Annotated in this window: 17 protein-coding genes; 9 read left to right on the top strand and 8 right to left on the bottom strand. The window is 71.4% G+C overall.

The genetic code is table 11. The annotated features are described in order from the left end of the window. The first annotated feature begins 8 nt into the window (after positions 1-8). The 5 genes from ACZ4UU_RS28405 (at position 9) to tgmB (ending at position 3,798) form a co-directional block, all read left to right on the top strand. Entirely contained in the window at positions 9-503 is a 495-nt protein-coding gene (locus ACZ4UU_RS28405) for a lamin tail domain-containing protein (RefSeq protein ID WP_471906204.1), read from the top strand. A gap of 223 nt (positions 504-726) precedes the next feature. After that, entirely contained in the window at positions 727-1,914 is a 1,188-nt protein-coding gene (locus ACZ4UU_RS28400; RefSeq protein ID WP_471906203.1) for a hypothetical protein, read from the top strand. 287 nt (positions 1,915-2,201) lie between these two features. Beyond that, a complete protein-coding gene (locus ACZ4UU_RS28395; protein ID WP_234761062.1) occupies positions 2,202-2,498 on the top strand; it encodes a DUF1232 domain-containing protein in 297 nt (98 codons plus the stop codon). Between the two features lie 117 nt (positions 2,499-2,615). Further along, entirely contained in the window at positions 2,616-2,807 is a 192-nt protein-coding gene (tgmA, locus tag ACZ4UU_RS28390) for a putative ATP-grasp-modified RiPP (protein WP_217206879.1), read from the top strand. A gap of 16 nt (positions 2,808-2,823) precedes the next feature. Next, on the top strand, positions 2,824-3,798 hold the full coding sequence (gene tgmB, locus ACZ4UU_RS28385) for an ATP-grasp ribosomal peptide maturase (RefSeq protein WP_471906202.1): 975 nt from the start codon (positions 2,824-2,826) through the stop codon (positions 3,796-3,798). 6 nt (positions 3,799-3,804) lie between these two features. On the opposite strand, the gene ACZ4UU_RS28380 is transcribed toward tgmB, so the two are convergent. After that, positions 3,805-4,044: a hypothetical protein gene (locus ACZ4UU_RS28380; RefSeq protein ID WP_471906201.1), complete on the bottom strand. Its 240-nt coding sequence runs from the start codon at positions 4,042-4,044 to the stop codon at positions 3,805-3,807. A gap of 156 nt (positions 4,045-4,200) precedes the next feature. Beyond that, positions 4,201-4,662: a DUF2269 family protein gene (locus ACZ4UU_RS28375; RefSeq protein WP_471906200.1), complete on the bottom strand. Its 462-nt coding sequence runs from the start codon at positions 4,660-4,662 to the stop codon at positions 4,201-4,203. Positions 4,663-4,818: 156 nt separating this feature from the next. Between ACZ4UU_RS28375 and ACZ4UU_RS28370 the strand changes: the two genes are divergently transcribed. Continuing rightward, on the top strand, positions 4,819-5,784 hold the full coding sequence (locus ACZ4UU_RS28370) for a GlxA family transcriptional regulator (RefSeq protein ID WP_471906199.1): 966 nt from the start codon (positions 4,819-4,821) through the stop codon (positions 5,782-5,784). Positions 5,785-5,857: 73 nt separating this feature from the next. Beyond that, positions 5,858-6,205, top strand: coding sequence for a hypothetical protein (locus tag ACZ4UU_RS28365; RefSeq protein ID WP_471906198.1), 348 nt, complete (start codon positions 5,858-5,860; stop codon positions 6,203-6,205). A 108-nt stretch (positions 6,206-6,313) separates the two neighbouring features. Here the strand turns inward: ACZ4UU_RS28365 and ACZ4UU_RS28360 are convergent, their stop codons facing one another. From ACZ4UU_RS28360 to ACZ4UU_RS28350, 3 genes are read right to left on the bottom strand one after another with little or no spacing between them, the layout of a single operon-like run. Then, entirely contained in the window at positions 6,314-8,221 is a 1,908-nt protein-coding gene (locus ACZ4UU_RS28360) for an acyl-CoA synthetase (RefSeq protein WP_471906197.1), read from the bottom strand. Further along, positions 8,218-9,177, bottom strand: a complete 960-nt coding sequence (locus ACZ4UU_RS28355; protein ID WP_471906196.1) for a fumarylacetoacetate hydrolase family protein — start codon at positions 9,175-9,177, stop codon at positions 8,218-8,220. Before ACZ4UU_RS28355 ends, ACZ4UU_RS28360 begins: the two co-directional genes overlap by 4 nt. Beyond that, complete coding sequence (locus ACZ4UU_RS28350) at positions 9,174-10,301, bottom strand: VOC family protein (protein WP_471906195.1); 1,128 nt, start codon at positions 10,299-10,301, stop codon at positions 9,174-9,176. Before ACZ4UU_RS28350 ends, ACZ4UU_RS28355 begins: the two co-directional genes overlap by 4 nt. Positions 10,302-10,438: 137 nt before the next feature. Between ACZ4UU_RS28350 and ACZ4UU_RS28345 the strand changes: the two genes are divergently transcribed. Then, entirely contained in the window at positions 10,439-11,089 is a 651-nt protein-coding gene (locus ACZ4UU_RS28345; RefSeq protein ID WP_471906194.1) for a TetR/AcrR family transcriptional regulator, read from the top strand. Between the two features lie 126 nt (positions 11,090-11,215). Further along, complete coding sequence (locus ACZ4UU_RS28340; protein WP_471906193.1) at positions 11,216-11,842, top strand: TetR/AcrR family transcriptional regulator; 627 nt, start codon at positions 11,216-11,218, stop codon at positions 11,840-11,842. 39 nt (positions 11,843-11,881) lie between these two features. Here ACZ4UU_RS28340 and ACZ4UU_RS28335 read toward each other — a convergent pair whose 3' ends face one another. Genes ACZ4UU_RS28335 through ACZ4UU_RS28325 form a run of 3 tightly spaced genes read right to left on the bottom strand, consistent with a single transcriptional unit; the run spans position 11,882 to position 14,900 of the window. Then, positions 11,882-12,739: an SDR family oxidoreductase gene (locus tag ACZ4UU_RS28335; protein ID WP_471906192.1), complete on the bottom strand. Its 858-nt coding sequence runs from the start codon at positions 12,737-12,739 to the stop codon at positions 11,882-11,884. A 56-nt stretch (positions 12,740-12,795) separates the two neighbouring features. Continuing rightward, the gene (locus ACZ4UU_RS28330) at positions 12,796-13,635 is read right to left on the bottom strand and encodes a transferase (protein WP_471906191.1); all 840 of its coding nucleotides are present in this window, start codon (positions 13,633-13,635) and stop codon (positions 12,796-12,798) included. Continuing rightward, positions 13,632-14,900: a glycosyltransferase family 4 protein gene (locus ACZ4UU_RS28325; protein WP_471906190.1), complete on the bottom strand. Its 1,269-nt coding sequence runs from the start codon at positions 14,898-14,900 to the stop codon at positions 13,632-13,634. The genes ACZ4UU_RS28330 and ACZ4UU_RS28325 overlap by 4 nt, the downstream gene beginning before the upstream one ends. Positions 14,901-15,023: the final 123 nt, after the last annotated feature.

Below are 15,023 nucleotides of genomic sequence, written 5' to 3'. Positions count from 1 at the left end.
ATTTCTCCATGCGCATACGCATCTTCGCCACAACCGCTGTCGCGGCCGGCACCCTCGCCGCGCTGTCGGCCGTTCCGGCCCAGGCCACCGAGTACTCGTCCGCGCTGAAGATCAAGGGCATCCAGTACGACGCGCCCGGCCGCGACTCCAACAACTGCCGCACCGGCAACACGGACGAGGAGTACCTGACGCTCAAGAACTACTCGTCCGGCACCACGGTCAACCTCAAGGGCTACGTGGTGAAGGACAAGGCCGGCAACCGGTTCAGGTTCACCGCCAACCACTACCTCCAGCCCGGCGACTACGTGAAGCTCCGGGGCGGCAACGGCACGGACTCCGACACGCGCAACGTCGTCTACCGCGACAACTGCAACTTCATGTGGAACAACGACAAGGACTCGATCTACCTGTACAAGCCCTCGGGCGCCGGGGCGGATTCGCACTCCTACACCAAGAGCGGCAACGACCGGGACGGCAACGGCTACATCACGTACCACAACTGAGCGGGATCGCGGCGATGAGCAGGACCCGCCCCGATGCGGATGGTGGGCGGGTCCTGCTCACCGGGTCATTCTCATGACCGGGCGCGGCGCGGACCACGAGTGAGCGACGGCCGGCCGGTGCGGACCGCACACACCCCGTGTGCGCACCCCCCGCTCCGTCGGCATCCTCCTGCGGCGACGATACTGGTACGCGTACGTGTGCCCCCGGCCAGCAGATGGACCCATGCCCAGCTCCTCCAGCACCCGCCCCACCGCTCCCGCCTCGGTGTGGTCGGCCCGTGGCCGCCACCTCGGGCCCGCCGCCGAAGACGTACTCCGGCCCGCTCTCCAGCAGCTCAAGGACAGCCGGACCATCGACGACCACATGGAACTGCCCGAGACCGAGGGCGCCCAGGCTTCGGTCTTCGAGGCACGCTGGCGTGTCGCGGGGTCGGTGACCGTGCGCGCCCGGCTGACCGTCGGGCGCGACCTCGGCGACGGGCAGGAGTGGACGCTGGTCGCCGAGGCCGAAGCGCCGTGGGATCCGCGCTGGCCGTCCCCGGTGGCCATGTTCTGGCCGCAGGGACCGGACGCGGGCTGGGACCACGAGGCGGTCGCGGGCCTGCGCCTGACGGACATCAACCCCCTGCCTTCGGACGACAAGGCGGTACGGCGCATACTGCGGGACGCCGCGCGCGACGGCTGGTGCGTCCACGTCGTCGTCCACGAGGCCATGACCACCGACGAACGCGGCCTGACGCCCCTGGCCGGGATGCTGCCGACGAGTCTGCGGCACCGGGTGGTCGAGCATCGCGCCGCGCCGAGCCAACTGCGCGTCGTGAACTGGGCGCTGCGGGAGTTCGGGGTGGAGGTGCCGCGCGGCGGTGCCGTGGTGCTGCCCGGGTCTCCGGTGCCGGAAGGCTACGACGCGGACGAATTCGCCGTGCGCACGGTCTTCCTGGACGGCTCCGAGCCGGCCGAGCTCATCCACGCCGTGACGCGGTTCGCGGCGCTGCCGCGTCCGTTGCCGGACGGTGCCGAGGACGCCGTCACCGCGCTGCGTGAGGACTGGCGGCTGCTGACCCTGGAGGAGGAACTCGACCGGGAACGCAAGCTCGTGGCGATGTACGCCGAGGCGCTCGACGCGATGACGAAGTCCCGCGACCTGTACCGGGAGGCCGCCGAACAGGCCCATGCGGCGCTGGCCGCCTTCCGCGAGTCCGCCGACGCCGCACCCGAGCCCCGGCCCCAGTCGCCCGCCTCCCCTGCCGCGTCCCCGCTTCAGCAGCTGACGCGGACCTTCGAACGCCTCAAGGGCTCAGCCCGGACCCGCAGGCCCTCCCCCTCGCCCGCCCCCACCCCCTCCTCCGACGCGGGCGAGACAGAGGAAGGCAAGGCCGTCGAGGCGCAGCCGAAGTCTGCTGACCGTTGACCCCGGGCGGTCCGGCATGAGGCGGCACCGCGTGCCGCCTCAGTGGACGTAGTGCGGCTGCGCCGTATCCGTGAGTGGGGCGTACTGCGTCGAGCGGGCGCGCATCGGTGCGTGGGTGGACGGCTCGGGCGCCTGCCCGAGCAGGTGACCGGGCCGATTGTGCGTCTTCCGTCCTGACGAGTGATGGTGTGCGGCCGAGTGACGGCCGCCATGCAATGCACCCGCCGCAAGGGGGAATCCGACCGGCAGGTGCGCATCGGTGCGCGCCGTCGGCAGGAGGAGGGTCCGTGGGGTCGACCACCGAGGTGATCGTCGTCGCCGTGGTCCTGGCGGCCGTCGTGCTCGCCGTGGCCGTCCGGTTGCTGGTGCGGCTCGTGCGAACCCGCCGCCTGATGCGGCGCGCCGGGCTGCCGACCGGGCCGCGCTGGGTGTTCTGGGGTGCCGTCCTGTACTTCGTACTGCCCGCCGATCTGGTGCCCGATCCGGTGTATCTGGACGACATCGGCGTGCTCTTGCTGGCACTGCGTACCCTGCGCCGCTCTCCCGAGGCGGGGCCCCCGGACGCCGCTGGTTACAGAAAGTAAGGAAACCAATCACTCGTTCGATTCGTTTAAGTAAGAGGGAGCCCAAAAGCGCCGGCGCGGTGAGTGACGCCAGTGGGCGACCAGCTCGATCGGAGCAGCACCTGTGAGGGAGAGACGATGCAACCGTTCGCGCTCAACTATGCACGGCCGGCAGCGGAGTTGGAGGTCACCGCTGCGTACGTCTACGACTCCGGTCTGCAGTTGAACGTGCTGCGTGACGGGCGGATAGCCGCCCGTGATCACGCGCTCTTGCGGGAGTTGGGAACCACGACGTCCACGGCGGGCTCGAAGACCCACTTCGACGACTGAACGCAGGTCGCCGACGATGACCGTCTTGATTGTGACCAACGAAGAGGACGTGACGGCGGACATGGTGGTCGTGCACCTGAACGCGTCCGGTGTCCCGGTGGTCCGACTCGATCCCGCCGACCTGACCGGCGGGGTCGCCCTGTCGGGTGAGTTCGTGCACGGTGCCTTCCGCGGCCATCTGTCGTCCGCGGGACGCCTGGTGAGCGTCGACGGGCTGCGGTCGATATGGATGCGCAGGCCGGGAGCGGCGGCGGCGCGCGCGGCCGCGCCGTCGCCCTGGCTGACGGAGGAGGCGGGGCAGGCGCTGTACGGCATGCTGCGCGGCTGTGACGTGCGCTGGATGAACCATCCCGACGCGGCCCGCCGGGCGCGCTACAAGCCGTGGCAGCTGAGGCTGGCCCAGCGCTGCGGCCTGCCCGTTCCGGCCACGTTGATCACGACGTTCCCGCAGGCCGCCCGTGAGTTCGCCGCGCGCTATCCGGATCTGGTGGTCAAGCCGGTCTCCGGCTCCCATCCACAGGATCCGCCCCGCGCGGTGCCGACCAGCAGGGTGGCCCCGGACGCCGACTTCTCCGCCGTCGCGTTCGGGCCCACCCTGCTGCAACGCCGTGTCGCCAAGCGGGCCGACATCCGGCTGACCGTGGTGGGCGAGCGAATGCTGGCCGCCGCGAAGGTGGCCGACGCCGAGGCCGAGGTGGACGTCCGCTTCGCCGCCTCGAACGCGCCGTGGCAGCCCGTCGAGGTGGCGCCGCGCGTCGCCAAAACGGTCCGCGCCTATATGCGGGAGGCCGAACTCGCCTACGGCGCCTTCGACTTCGTCGAGGACGCCGACGGCACGTGGTGGTTCCTGGAGTGCAACCAGTCGGGGCAGTTCGGGTTCATCGAGGTGGACACGGGCCAGCCGATATCGCTGAGCATCGCCGAGTGGCTCGCCCGGCCCGCCTCGGGGGAACAGCCGCACGCCAACGGGGCCGGCGCGAAGGTTCCCTGACCGGGCTCAGCGCTGCTGCGGCCCGGGCGGCAGGGCACTGCGCTGCCAGGTCGGGGCCGGTTGCGTCGGGCGTCCGGGGGCCGCCGCCGGGCCGCCGGGCGGCAGCAGCGACTGCCCGGACTGGAGCAGCGGCTGCATGGCGAACTCGACTTCCCTGCTGACGCGTTCGGCCTCCCTGCGCACCTGGAGGGGGATGTCGCCGCGCTCCGCGATGAGCCGGTCGTAAATGGGGGAATCCTGGAACACCCGTCAACGCGCCTTTCATGTCGTGGCCCCGTGTGCATTTGGGCACGGCTGTCGAGTCTAGGCGCCGACGCACACTGAAGTACGAATTCTGCCAGAGCGCTTGACGGCCGCCGCACGGGCACTACGGCGTCGTCGAGGCACCTCCCGACGGTCGCCTCAGGCACCCGTCGTCGAACCGGGCCGGACGATCATCAGGACGGTGACTGTCGCCCAGAGCAGGTTGAAGACGCCGGTGAACATGGCGAGTCGCACCGTGGCCACGTGCTCCACGGCCCTCTCGGCACCCAGTTGCTCGAGGAGTTCCTCCTGGCGGGGCAGAACGAAGGCGACCAGGACGCCGGCGGCCGCGGCGGTGAGGGCGATGGACGTGATGAGCCAGCCGCTGCCGAGCACGCCCATCGCCAGTGCCGTGGCCAGGCCGAGGACGGGGACCGAGACCCCGACGGCCGCGTAGACGCGGCAGATGCGGTGCAGCAGCCGGACGGTGCCCACCGCCACGGCCCCGTCCGTCGCCGGGACGCGGCGCGCGGCCGGCGGGAACATGCTGGCCGCGACGGTGACGGGGCCGACGGCGACGATGGCGGCCAGGACGTGAAGGGTGAGGAGGATCTTGGTCACCCGCCCCACGCTAGGGATGTCACGGATGATCGGACAGAGGCTGAAACGACAGCCTCCAACGGGTTCCCGCCAACGCCCCTGCCCGCACCATCGGCCCAGCCCACTCACATGACCTGGCCTTATACCCCTGGCGGGAATCCGCCTAGGGTGTCCGACATGCACACCGTGGCGATCCTGGTTCTCGACAGCGTGGTGCCGTTCGACATGGCGGCCCCCTTCCAGATGTTCAGCTGGACCCGGCTGCCGGACGGCCGCCGCCCCTACCGGGTCCGGCTGTGCGCCGAGTCGCCTGAGGTGCCCACGGAAGGCTTCGCCCTGCGGATCGAGCGTGGCCTCGACGGGCTGGCGGACGCGGACACGATCATCGTGCCGGGCTGCGACGACACCGGGCCGCCCTCCCCCCAGGTCGTGACGGCCCTGCGGCAGGCGGCGCAGGCCGGTACCCGGATCGCTTCCGTGTGCGTGGGCGCCTTCGTCCTGGCCGAGGCCGGACTGCTGGACGGGCTGCGCGCCACCACCCACTGGATGGCCACGGACGACCTGGCGCGTCGCTTCCCTGACGTCCATGTCGAGCCGGACGTGCTGTACGTCGACAACGGGCGGATCCTCACCTCCGCCGGAGCCGCCGCGGGACTGGACATGTGCCTGCACATGATCCGGCGGGACCTGGGCTCGGCCGTGGCCGCGCACACCGCGCGCATGTCCGTCGTACCGCTGGAACGGGAGGGCGGGCAGGCGCAGTTCATCGTGCACGAGCACCCGCCCGTGCCACGCGGTTCGGCGCTCGAACCCCTGCTGGAGTGGCTCGAGGACAATCTGGCCGGGGAGATCACCCTGGGGGCGATGGCGGGGCGGTCGGGGATGAGCGAGCGCACCTTCAGCCGCCGGTTCCGTGAGCAGACCGGGACCACTCCCCTCCAGTGGCTGCTGCGGGCGCGGGTGCGGCGGGCCCAGTATCTGCTGGAGAACAGCGACCACCCGATCGAACGGATCGCACGGCAGGCCGGGTTCGGGTCGCCGACGGCTTTCCGTGAGCGCTTCCGCCGGGTGGTGGGCACCACGCCGCACGCCTATCGCGCCGCGTTCCAGGGGAAGACGGACGCGTCAGTCACGGTGGGATAAATCACCCGAGTCCACACGGGCCGTTAGCAGTTGGACAAGGGGTATCGATCCTCCCCAAGGACGGTGTACGCCCATGAACTGCTCCAGCCGTTTCCTCTGCGCCCTCTACATCGCCACGAGCGCGGGGCTCGCGTGGACCACGGTCCTCGAAGTCCGCTACGGCCCCGCCTGGGCCGCGTGCCTGTTCGCCGCCGCCAGCCTCGTGCCGGTGATCGCCGTCGTACGGGAGACCGTGATCGGCGAACAGCGGCGCTGGCTGCTGGAGCTGGCCGCGCGGGCCGGGCGCGGGGGCGATGCCGCCGAGGCGATCATCCGTGCGGAGATCGACTCGGCGTGCTGCGAACGCTGGTGGACGAGCCTCGGCAGCGAGCACGACGTGACGTGCCGGCACGGAATGCCCCGCAGCAGCAGTGCCGCGTGAACGTCAGCGTGCCGCCCCGCACGGCGTGGAGCACAACGCACCCGCGAGGCGACCCGGTGTTTCTCGACCGTCCCGGGCCTCGGGGCGTCCTCGATTCGGGGGAGCACCTCAGTCGTCCCCTCCGTGCCGCCCGACGATCCGGCAGGGCACGGCGAAGCCGGCGACCCGGCGCTCGACTTCGGCCCTTGTGCCGGCCGGCGTCGAGGGGCGCAGGGTGACGGTGACCGTCACGGACCCGGAGTCGGCCTCGGCGCTGACGCCTTCCACGTGATCGAGGTCGGCGAGGACGTCGGTCAGCACACGGCGGGCGGCGTCGGCTCGGAGCGGAAGCTTGTACGGCTTGCCGACCGCGGTGACGGGGAGGGCGTCGAGGACGCGGACGGCCTTGGGGGCGGCGGCCGCCTCACTGACGTGGGCCGCGGCCCAGGCCCGGAGGTCGTCCTCGGTCACGGCGGGGTCGGTGACCGTCACATACGCCACCGGGACCTCGCCCGCCCGCCGGTCCGGCTGTCCGACGGCCTGGGCCCCGGTGACCGCGGGGTGCGCGAGCAGGGCGTCCTCGATCACCGCGGGGTCGATGTTGTGGCCGCCGCGGATGATCAGGTCCTTGGCCCGCCCGGTGAGGTGGAGGAAGCCGTCCTTGTCGAGGTGGCCGAGGTCGCCGGTGTCCAGCCAGCCGTCGGCCACCTTGCCCTGATCGCTGATCAGGAAGCCGTCGGCGTCCCGGCCCTGGACGTAGCCGGGGAAGACGGTGGGGCCGCTGATGAGGATGGCGCCCACCTCGCCGGGCGCCCGTTCCTCGCCCGAGTCCGGGTCGACGATCCTGATGTCCTGGTACGGCAGCCGCTGGCCGACCGAGCCGGGCCTGCGGACGTCGAGGAAGCCGCGCACACTGGCGCAGGTCGCCTCGGTCAGGCCGTACCCCTCCAGCAGCGGGATCCCGGTGGCCGTCTCGAAGTCGGTCCGCACGCCTTCCGGCAGCGCGGAGGCGCCGACCATGGCGCAGCGCATCGAGCCGATGTCCGCTCCGTCGACGGGACAGGTGGCCAGCACCGCGTACACCGTGGGCACCGCGCTCATCGCGGCGATCCGGTAGTGCTCGACGATCCGCCAGAACTCCGCGTACAGCGTGAGGTCGCGATAGCCCAGCGGCCCGGCCCAGACGACCTGCCGGCCGCGCAGCAGCGGCGCGAGCAGCGTGACGACGAGGGCGTTGACGTGGAACAGCGGCAGCGCGGCGAACACGACCGAGTCCTCGTCGAGTACGGAGTTGGCCGCGATCATCCAGGCGTCGGTGATCTCGTTGGCGTGCGTGTGCGCGGCGAGTCTGGGGGCTCCCGTGGTGCCGCCGGTGTGGAAGAAGGCGGCGAGACCGGTGGCGGTGGGCGGCTCGCCGAGGAACTCTTCGTGCGGGCAGTCGGCCGCGGCGTCGGCGAGGCGGGCCACGGAGGCGTTCTCCACCGTCGGCAGCTCCGCGTGGTCCTGCCCGGCCCCGGTGGGGCGCAGGAGGAGCACGTGGTCGACCAGGCCCTGCCGGGCCAGTTCGGCACTGGTCGCGAAGGCCTCGGGGTCCAGTTCCGGGGAGGCGGTGACGACCACGCGGGCGCCGGCCCGGCGGATCAGCTCGCCGACGTGGTCGCGGGCGAGCGCCGGGTTGACGGGTGTGGCAATCCCGGCGAGCTGGGCGGCCAGGAGCGCGGTGACCAGTTCCTCGCAGTTCGGGGAGAGCAGCGCGACGGCGTCGGTGCGGCGCACGCCGAGCCGGTGCAGGGCGTTGGCCGCGCGGTGCACGTCGGCGAGCAGGCCGGCGTAGGTGCGGCTGCTGGGCGTGCGCCAGGACGCGGCGTCGGGCAGGACGGTGAGCGCGGTCCGCCCGGGCCACTGCTCGGCCGCTCGGCGCAGCAGGTCGTACGAGGTGCCTGGCAGTCCGCGGTCGGTGAGCGGGGTCGCCTCGATGACGGCCAGGTCGTCGGGGTGGTCGTAGCGCGGCCAGGCGCTGCGGGTCTCGGTGGTCACGCGTACCTCACCTTGTTCTGCTGGGTGCCGAGGTCGAGGGCTCCGTCGGGGGTGCGGATGGACAGCTCCACCACGTCGCCGTCCCGCAGGTACTTCTGGTTCCTCGCCTGGGAGTTGAAGAACGCCTTCCACTTCAGCGCGGGCGGCAGGAGCGAGCCGATGATCTCGACCGGCTTGGGCGGCGCCTTGAGGGCCGTACCGCCAGGGGTGCCGGTGAGGACGAGGTCGCCGGGGGCGAGGGCCTGGAAGCGGGAGAGCTCCTGGAGGGCCTGGAGCGGGTGGTGGATCATGTCGGTCAGGTCGCTGTTCTGGCGGATCTCGCCGTTGACCGTGAGGACCAGCCTGAGCTCGGCGAGCCGGTCGAGTTCCTCGGCGTCGAGCAGGACCAGGGCGGGGCCGACCGGGGTGAAGGTCGGGTAGGACTTGGCCTCGTAGAACTGGGTCTTGGGGAGCTGTACGTCGCGTGCGGAGAGGTCGTTGGTGACGACCAAGGCGGCGACGTGGTCCTTCCAGTTGGCGGCCGTCACGGTGGCGCCGACGTCGAGGGGGCGTCCGATGACGAGGCCGAGCTCGATCTCGTAGTCGAGGAAGCGGACATGGGTCGGCTTGACGATCTCGTCGTACGGGCCGCAGATCGAGCCGGAGGTCTTGCGGAAGAAGGTCAGCGGGACGGTCTCGGGGTTCATGCCCGAGTCATGGACGTGGGAGACGTAGTTGGTCATCTGCGCGACCACCCGGCACGGCGCGGTGACCGGGGAGACGAGCGGGAGTCCGGCGATACGGCTCGGCTCGGCCGCGAGGGTGCCCGAGCGGGCCTCGGCCAGGGCCATGTGGATCGTGACCACGTCGTCGAGGAGTTCGGCGGTCGTCGTCGCGGAGGTCTCGACCGGGACGGCACGGTGTGCGTCGAGCGCGACCCACCACGCGTCGGGGGTACGAAGGACGGAGATGGTCATGAGGTAGCCACTTTCAACAGGCCGCGCAGGCGTTCGAAGTCGAACTCGTTGTCGTCGGATCGGAGGGCGGTGATCATCGAGCGCAGCTCGGCCAGCGACTCGCGGCCGGGTGCCACGCCCAGGAAGTCCTTGGTGGCGGGCGGGCCCCACTGCGCCAGGCCGGAGGCCGTCATCGGCGCCCAGCCGGGCTCCAGGGTGGAGTCGAACATGTCGCTGTCCGTGAAGTGCTCGACCAGGAAGCCGTCGGGGTCGCGCCAGTAGTCGAAGATCTGGCTGCCCTGGATGTGCCGGCCGATGCCCCAGGACCGGCGGTACCCCTCTTCGAGCAGGTGCCGGCCGCCGGCGGCGAGCGCGTCGAGGTCGGTGACCTCGTACGCCGAGTGCACATACCGGTTGGAGGGTCCCAGCGTCAGGGCCAGGGTGTGGTGGTCGGTCAGGGTGCTGCCGCGGTCGCAGCGGATGAAGCTCATCGTCGGACCGCGCTCGCGCTGACCCTCGTAGTAGAGGAAGTCGCTGACGATCAGGCCTAGATGCTCCAGGTACCAGTTCAGCGTGCGCAGATAGCCGGTGGTCTGCAGGACCACGTGCCCGAGGCGCCGTACGCCGGCCGGCTCCCGGGGCGGACGCTGCGTGGCGTTGGCCCGGTCGAGGGCGCCGCCGAAGTTGAACTTCCGCGGCGACCGGCCCACCACCGGGGGCAGTTCGTCCGTGCCGGCGACGACGCGGACCCGCAGGCCGCTGGGGTCGAGCAGGTCCACGGCCGACCCGCCGACCGGCTGGGGCAGCGGGTGCACCCGGGTGCCGGTGGCGTCGGCCAGCCGCAGCAGGTCGCCGGCCTCGGCGGCGCGGAAGGCGGGGCCGAGGAACCGTGACTTTCGCCCCCTGCGGATGATCACGCACGGTGCGCCGGCCTGGGTGCCCCGCAGGTGCAGCTCACGGCCGTCCCGGTACGACGTGACGAAGCCGAACGCCTGGGCGAAGGCCTCGGCGCGGTCCAGGTCGGGCTTGAAGAACTCCAGCCACGCGATGTCGTGGACCTTGATCACCGGGTTCACCGCCCGGCCCGGATGCTCGCCCCGGAGTGCGCCCTGCTCGGAGTGCAGGTCGTTGTGCGTGCCGCCCATGGCCACCACCTCCTGAAGAAATGTTCACTTCCGAATCTGACGTCAGTCAATAGAACTGAAGAAATCTTCAAGAAACAAGTCGAGCCGACTAGAGTGCGGGGTGAAGTGGGGCCCGGGGCGTGAGGGAGGATGGCGGGATGACCGAGCGGACCGCACCGAGACGAGTCGACCGACGCAGGGCACGCACGCGCACAGCCCTGGTGGGCGCGGCCCAGCGGCTGCTGGCCGAAGGGCGGACCGACGTCCCCATCCTGGAGATCACCGAGCTCGCCGACATCGGCGTGGGGTCGTTCTACAACCACTTCGACAGCAAGGAGGAGCTCTTCCGCGCGGCGGTCGAGGACGCGCTGGAGTGGTGGGGGAACCTCATGGACCGTCTCACCGCGGACATCGACGACCCGGCGGTGGCCTACGCCCAGAGCTTCCGGATGACCGGCCGGCTGCACCGCCGCCACCCCGAGCTGAGCCGCGTCCTGCTGAGCCAGGGGCCCGAACTGGCCCACTCCGACCAGGGCCTGGCGCCCCGGGCGTTCCACGACATCCGCACCGCCGTGGACGCCGGGCGCTTCGAGGTGGAGGACCTGGACCTGGCCCTCGCGATGACGGCGGCGGCCGCGCTGGCGCTCGGCTGGCTGCTGCACGCCCAGCCGGACCGTGACGACGCGACGTCCTCGGACCTGGTGGCCGTCAGTCTGCTGCGGCAGTTCGGCATCCCCGCCGACGAGGCCGCCCGGATCTGCGCGCTGGAGCTGCCGGACCTCGATGTCGTGGACACCATGGTCGGCTGAGCGCCGCCGCGGTGAGGGCACCGCTGCTGCTGTAGGGGATGCTCCAATTAGAGTGGATGCTTCAGAAGGCCGATCGTCCCCGTCCGGGTCGACGGCCCTTGTCCGACCGGGAGACACGAGGCATCCATGACCAGGCCACAGGCGCCGCGCCGGAAGCGGGCGAACGGGGTGGAGTCACGCCAGCGGATCCTCGACGCCGCTGTGGAGATCGCCGGTGAGCGCGGTTACGACGGCACGTCGATCGCGGCCGTCAGCGCCAAGTGCGGGCTGCCCGCCAGCTCCATCTACTGGCACTTCAAGGACAAGGACGACCTGATCGCGGCGGTCATCGAGCGCAGCTTCGAGACCTGGCTCACGGCCGTCCAGCTGCCGGACGAGAAGGTCGGTACGCCCCTGGAGCGGGTCACCGCCATGGCCGCCAACGTGGCGAAGTCGCTCGTCGACGCCCCCGACTTCCTCCGCCTCGGCCTCATGCTCGCCCTGGAGCGGCGCCCCACCGAGCCACGGGGCCGCACGGTTTTCCTCCAGGTCCGTGAGATCACCCACCAGAAGATCGCCGAGGTGACGAGGACCCTGTTCCCCAGCCTGGACGAGGCCGCGGTGAACACCCTGACCACCTACGCCATCGCAGGCGCCGACGGCCTGTTCGTGCACCGCGAGGTGGGCGGCGACTCCGTCGACCTCGTGGCGTTGTTCGAGCTGCACGCACAGCTGGTCCATGACGCGGCGGCCCGTATGGCGGCGGACCGGTAGGGGCCGCCGCCACACAGGACCAGGGACGAGGGGCGTGGGCTACGACACCGCCTCGCCCGGCCGCGGCGTGAAGACGTCCGCGTGCTCGGCGGCCCACTGGGCGAAGGTGCGGGCCTGGCGACCGGTGACCTTCTCCACGGTGTCGACGACGGTACGGCCCACCTCCGGGGTGTTGCCGTACGCCTCCAGCAGGAAGCCGATCACGTCCTCCGGGTGACCGGCCGCCCGCCACTGGGCGACGGCCTGTTCCTCGGTCAGCTCGACCAGGGCGATCTCCCGGCCGCGGGCGGCCGCGACGGCGGCCACCTTGTCGGTCACGGTGAGCAGTTCGGGTCCGGTGATCACGTACTCCTGACCGCCGTGCCCCTCCTCGGTGAGCGCAACCGCGGCGACAGCCCCTATGTCGCCCTCGTGGACCATGGCGCTCAGCCGCGAGACGAACGGCTCGCGCACCTCGTCCGCGGCCACGATGCCGTCGGCCCACTCCAGGGCGTTGCCCATGAACTCGACCGGCATGAGGACGGTCCAGTCCACGACGTCGTCCACCCGCACGGCGTCCTCCAGCGGGGACGGCCCGCCGCCGTGCAGCACGGTGACCCGCCGCGCACCGGCCGCGCGGGCCGCCTCCAGGATGCGGGGGCCCGTCTCCAGCGGGGCGAAGTAGGCCCCGCCGAAGGTGATCAGATGGAGCCCGCTCACGCCTTCGAGAGCCGGGATCAGGGTCTCGGGTTCGGTCAGGTCGCCCTGGACCACCTCGACACCGGCCGGGAGGTCGGCCCGCGCGGCGTCCCGGGTGAGTGCGCGGACCGCGTGGCCGCGGGCCAGGAGTTCGGCGACGACTTGGCGGCCGACGGTTCCGGTGGCACCGGTGACAAGGATCTTCTGCGTCTGCGTCATGGAACGACCGTAGGAAGACTTGCGGTCAGCTTCTGTCCGCGAGCCTCGGCCGCGCGTCACTTCACCTCCACCGAGAGGTCGTTGTCGAGGGTGAAGTAGGGACGCGCGACGCCACCGGCGACCACGGCCGTGGGATAGACGAAGACATCCTTGCGGTCCGCCACGTCGTCCAGGAGGCGGCCGATCCGGATCGGAGCCGCTCCCTCATCGGAGGATGCCTGGACGCTCAGGTCCCAGATCCGATCGCGGGTGCCGCCGTCGCCGACCAGGTTCGCGTAGTCCACGACGAAGGAGAACGCCCGCCCGTCGCCCCCACCCCGCAACTCCACGACCCGTACGGTGCCGTCGCCCCGCAAGCGCAGCCGCACGGCGGCCCCTTCGGCGAGCGAGGCACCGTGCAGTCGGGCTCGGACCGTCATCGAGCGGTCGGTGACATCGATGCCCTCGACCTCCGCGTGAGCGGTGCGCAGCCAGGCCCGCACCGCGAGGTAGCCGTCCTTGGTGCCGTACGGGACGCGCACCGCCACCGGCGACGACCGGTCACGGGTGTGGCCGTCGACGAGGGCCCGCAGGTCACGCAGGCCAGGACGCAGACGTCGTCGGGGCGCGTCGGGTTCGGGCAGGAGGCAGACGTCCCAGCGGCCCTCGGTGAGAGCGGGCTGTCGTTCGAGGACGGCGAGGAGGCGGCCGTCGGCGGCGGGTTCCAGGTCGAGGAGGTGGACGGTCTCCTCCGGTTGGCCCTTCTCGGGGCACAGCAGCAACCGGGCCGAGCAGGCACCGTCGGCCGCTGTCGGCGGGAGGGCGAAGACGATCCGGCCGTCCGCGTCGGCCGTGCAGTCGACGCGCAGATGCGTGCCCCGCGTCGTGTCGGGTTTCGTGTCGGGTTCGGTGTTCAACGCCGTCCCCTCCGTACGGTGCGCAGCGCGCCGGAGGCCACGGTGTACGCGGCGTCGCGTGCGGCGAAGCCCTGGCTGACCAGGGCGCGTTGTATTCGGCCGCCTTCCGGGGGAGCGCCCGGTCGTCCCGTCCCGCGCGCCGACCGCGCCTCGTCGATCAGCCGCTCGGCCTGCTCCACGACGGGGACGGGGGCGAAGCGCCGGGCGTTCGCCATGGCCGTACGGCCCATCCGCCGGCGCCGTTCGTCGTCGCGGACGAGGTCCAGGAGTGCGGCGCCCAGGGCGTCGGGGTCCCCGACCGGTACCAGCAGGCCGTCGACGCCGTCCTCGATGATCTCGCCGGGGCCGTAGGGGCAGTCGGTGCTCACCACGGGCAGGCCGCAGCGCATGGCCTCGACGATGGTCATGCCGAACGGCTCGAAGTCGGACGCGCACGCGGCGATCGAGCCCTTGACCCACTCGGCCTCCATTGGGGCCGCCGCGCCCATCAGCAGAGCCTTGTCGGACAGGCCCAGGCGCTGGATGAGCTGTCGCAGCCGGGCCTGCTCCTCCCCCCTGCCGTAGATGCGCAGTTGCCAGTCCGGGTGTGCGGCGGCGACCGGCGCGAAGGCCTCGATGAGCAGGTCGTAGCGCTTCACCGGGACCAGCCGGCTGGCCGCGACGACCACCTTCGCGGTGCCGTCCGCGGCGGGCAGCACCGGATCGGGCACGCTGTTCGGCAGGGCCTCCACCCGGACCCCCGGCAGCCGCATCTTGCGCCGGTAGGCGGCGGCGTCCGCCTCGGTGACCGTGGTGAGCACGTCGAGCCGGCGGTAGGCACGGCGCAGCGTGGTGCGCAGGCGGGGCGGATGGTTGTCGAGGGTGAGGTGCTCCTGCCCGACGCGGACGACGTGCTCCGGTGCCTGGAGCGCGAGGTGCACGTTGAGGCCGGGGCGGGTGCCGATGACGACGTCGGCGTCGGTCGCCGCCAGGCATGCGCCGATCCGCTGGTCGGTCAACTCGCTGTACTGCCGGTAGCGGTATTCGGCGACGGGGAACACTTTCGCCGGTCTGAGATGCAGGGGGTGTTCCTTCTCCTGCCGCAGGTCGACCAGCGGCCGTATGGACACTCTCGGGTCCAGGGCGAGGTTCGGGTGTTCGCGGGGCCGCAGCACCGAGACGATCTCCACTTCGTGCCGCTCGGCCAGTGCCCGCGCCAGGTTGAAGGTGGTGGCGATCGTGCCTCCGATCCCATAGGCGTCGTGCAGCAGGAAAGAGATCTTCATGGCGGACTAGACAGCGCCAATCCCCCTTTAGAGCTTGTAACACGATCTTGTGCTCTCGGAGGCTGGACCGCTGATGCCGGGCTGCGCACCTCCCCGTGATACTTGGACGATGGACAGCTACGA

The sequence above is a fragment of the Streptomyces sp. NPDC028907 genome (assembly GCF_055564995.1).
The sequence above is the reverse complement of the archived record's forward strand: the minus strand, read 5'-3'. Positions and strand labels throughout refer to the sequence as shown.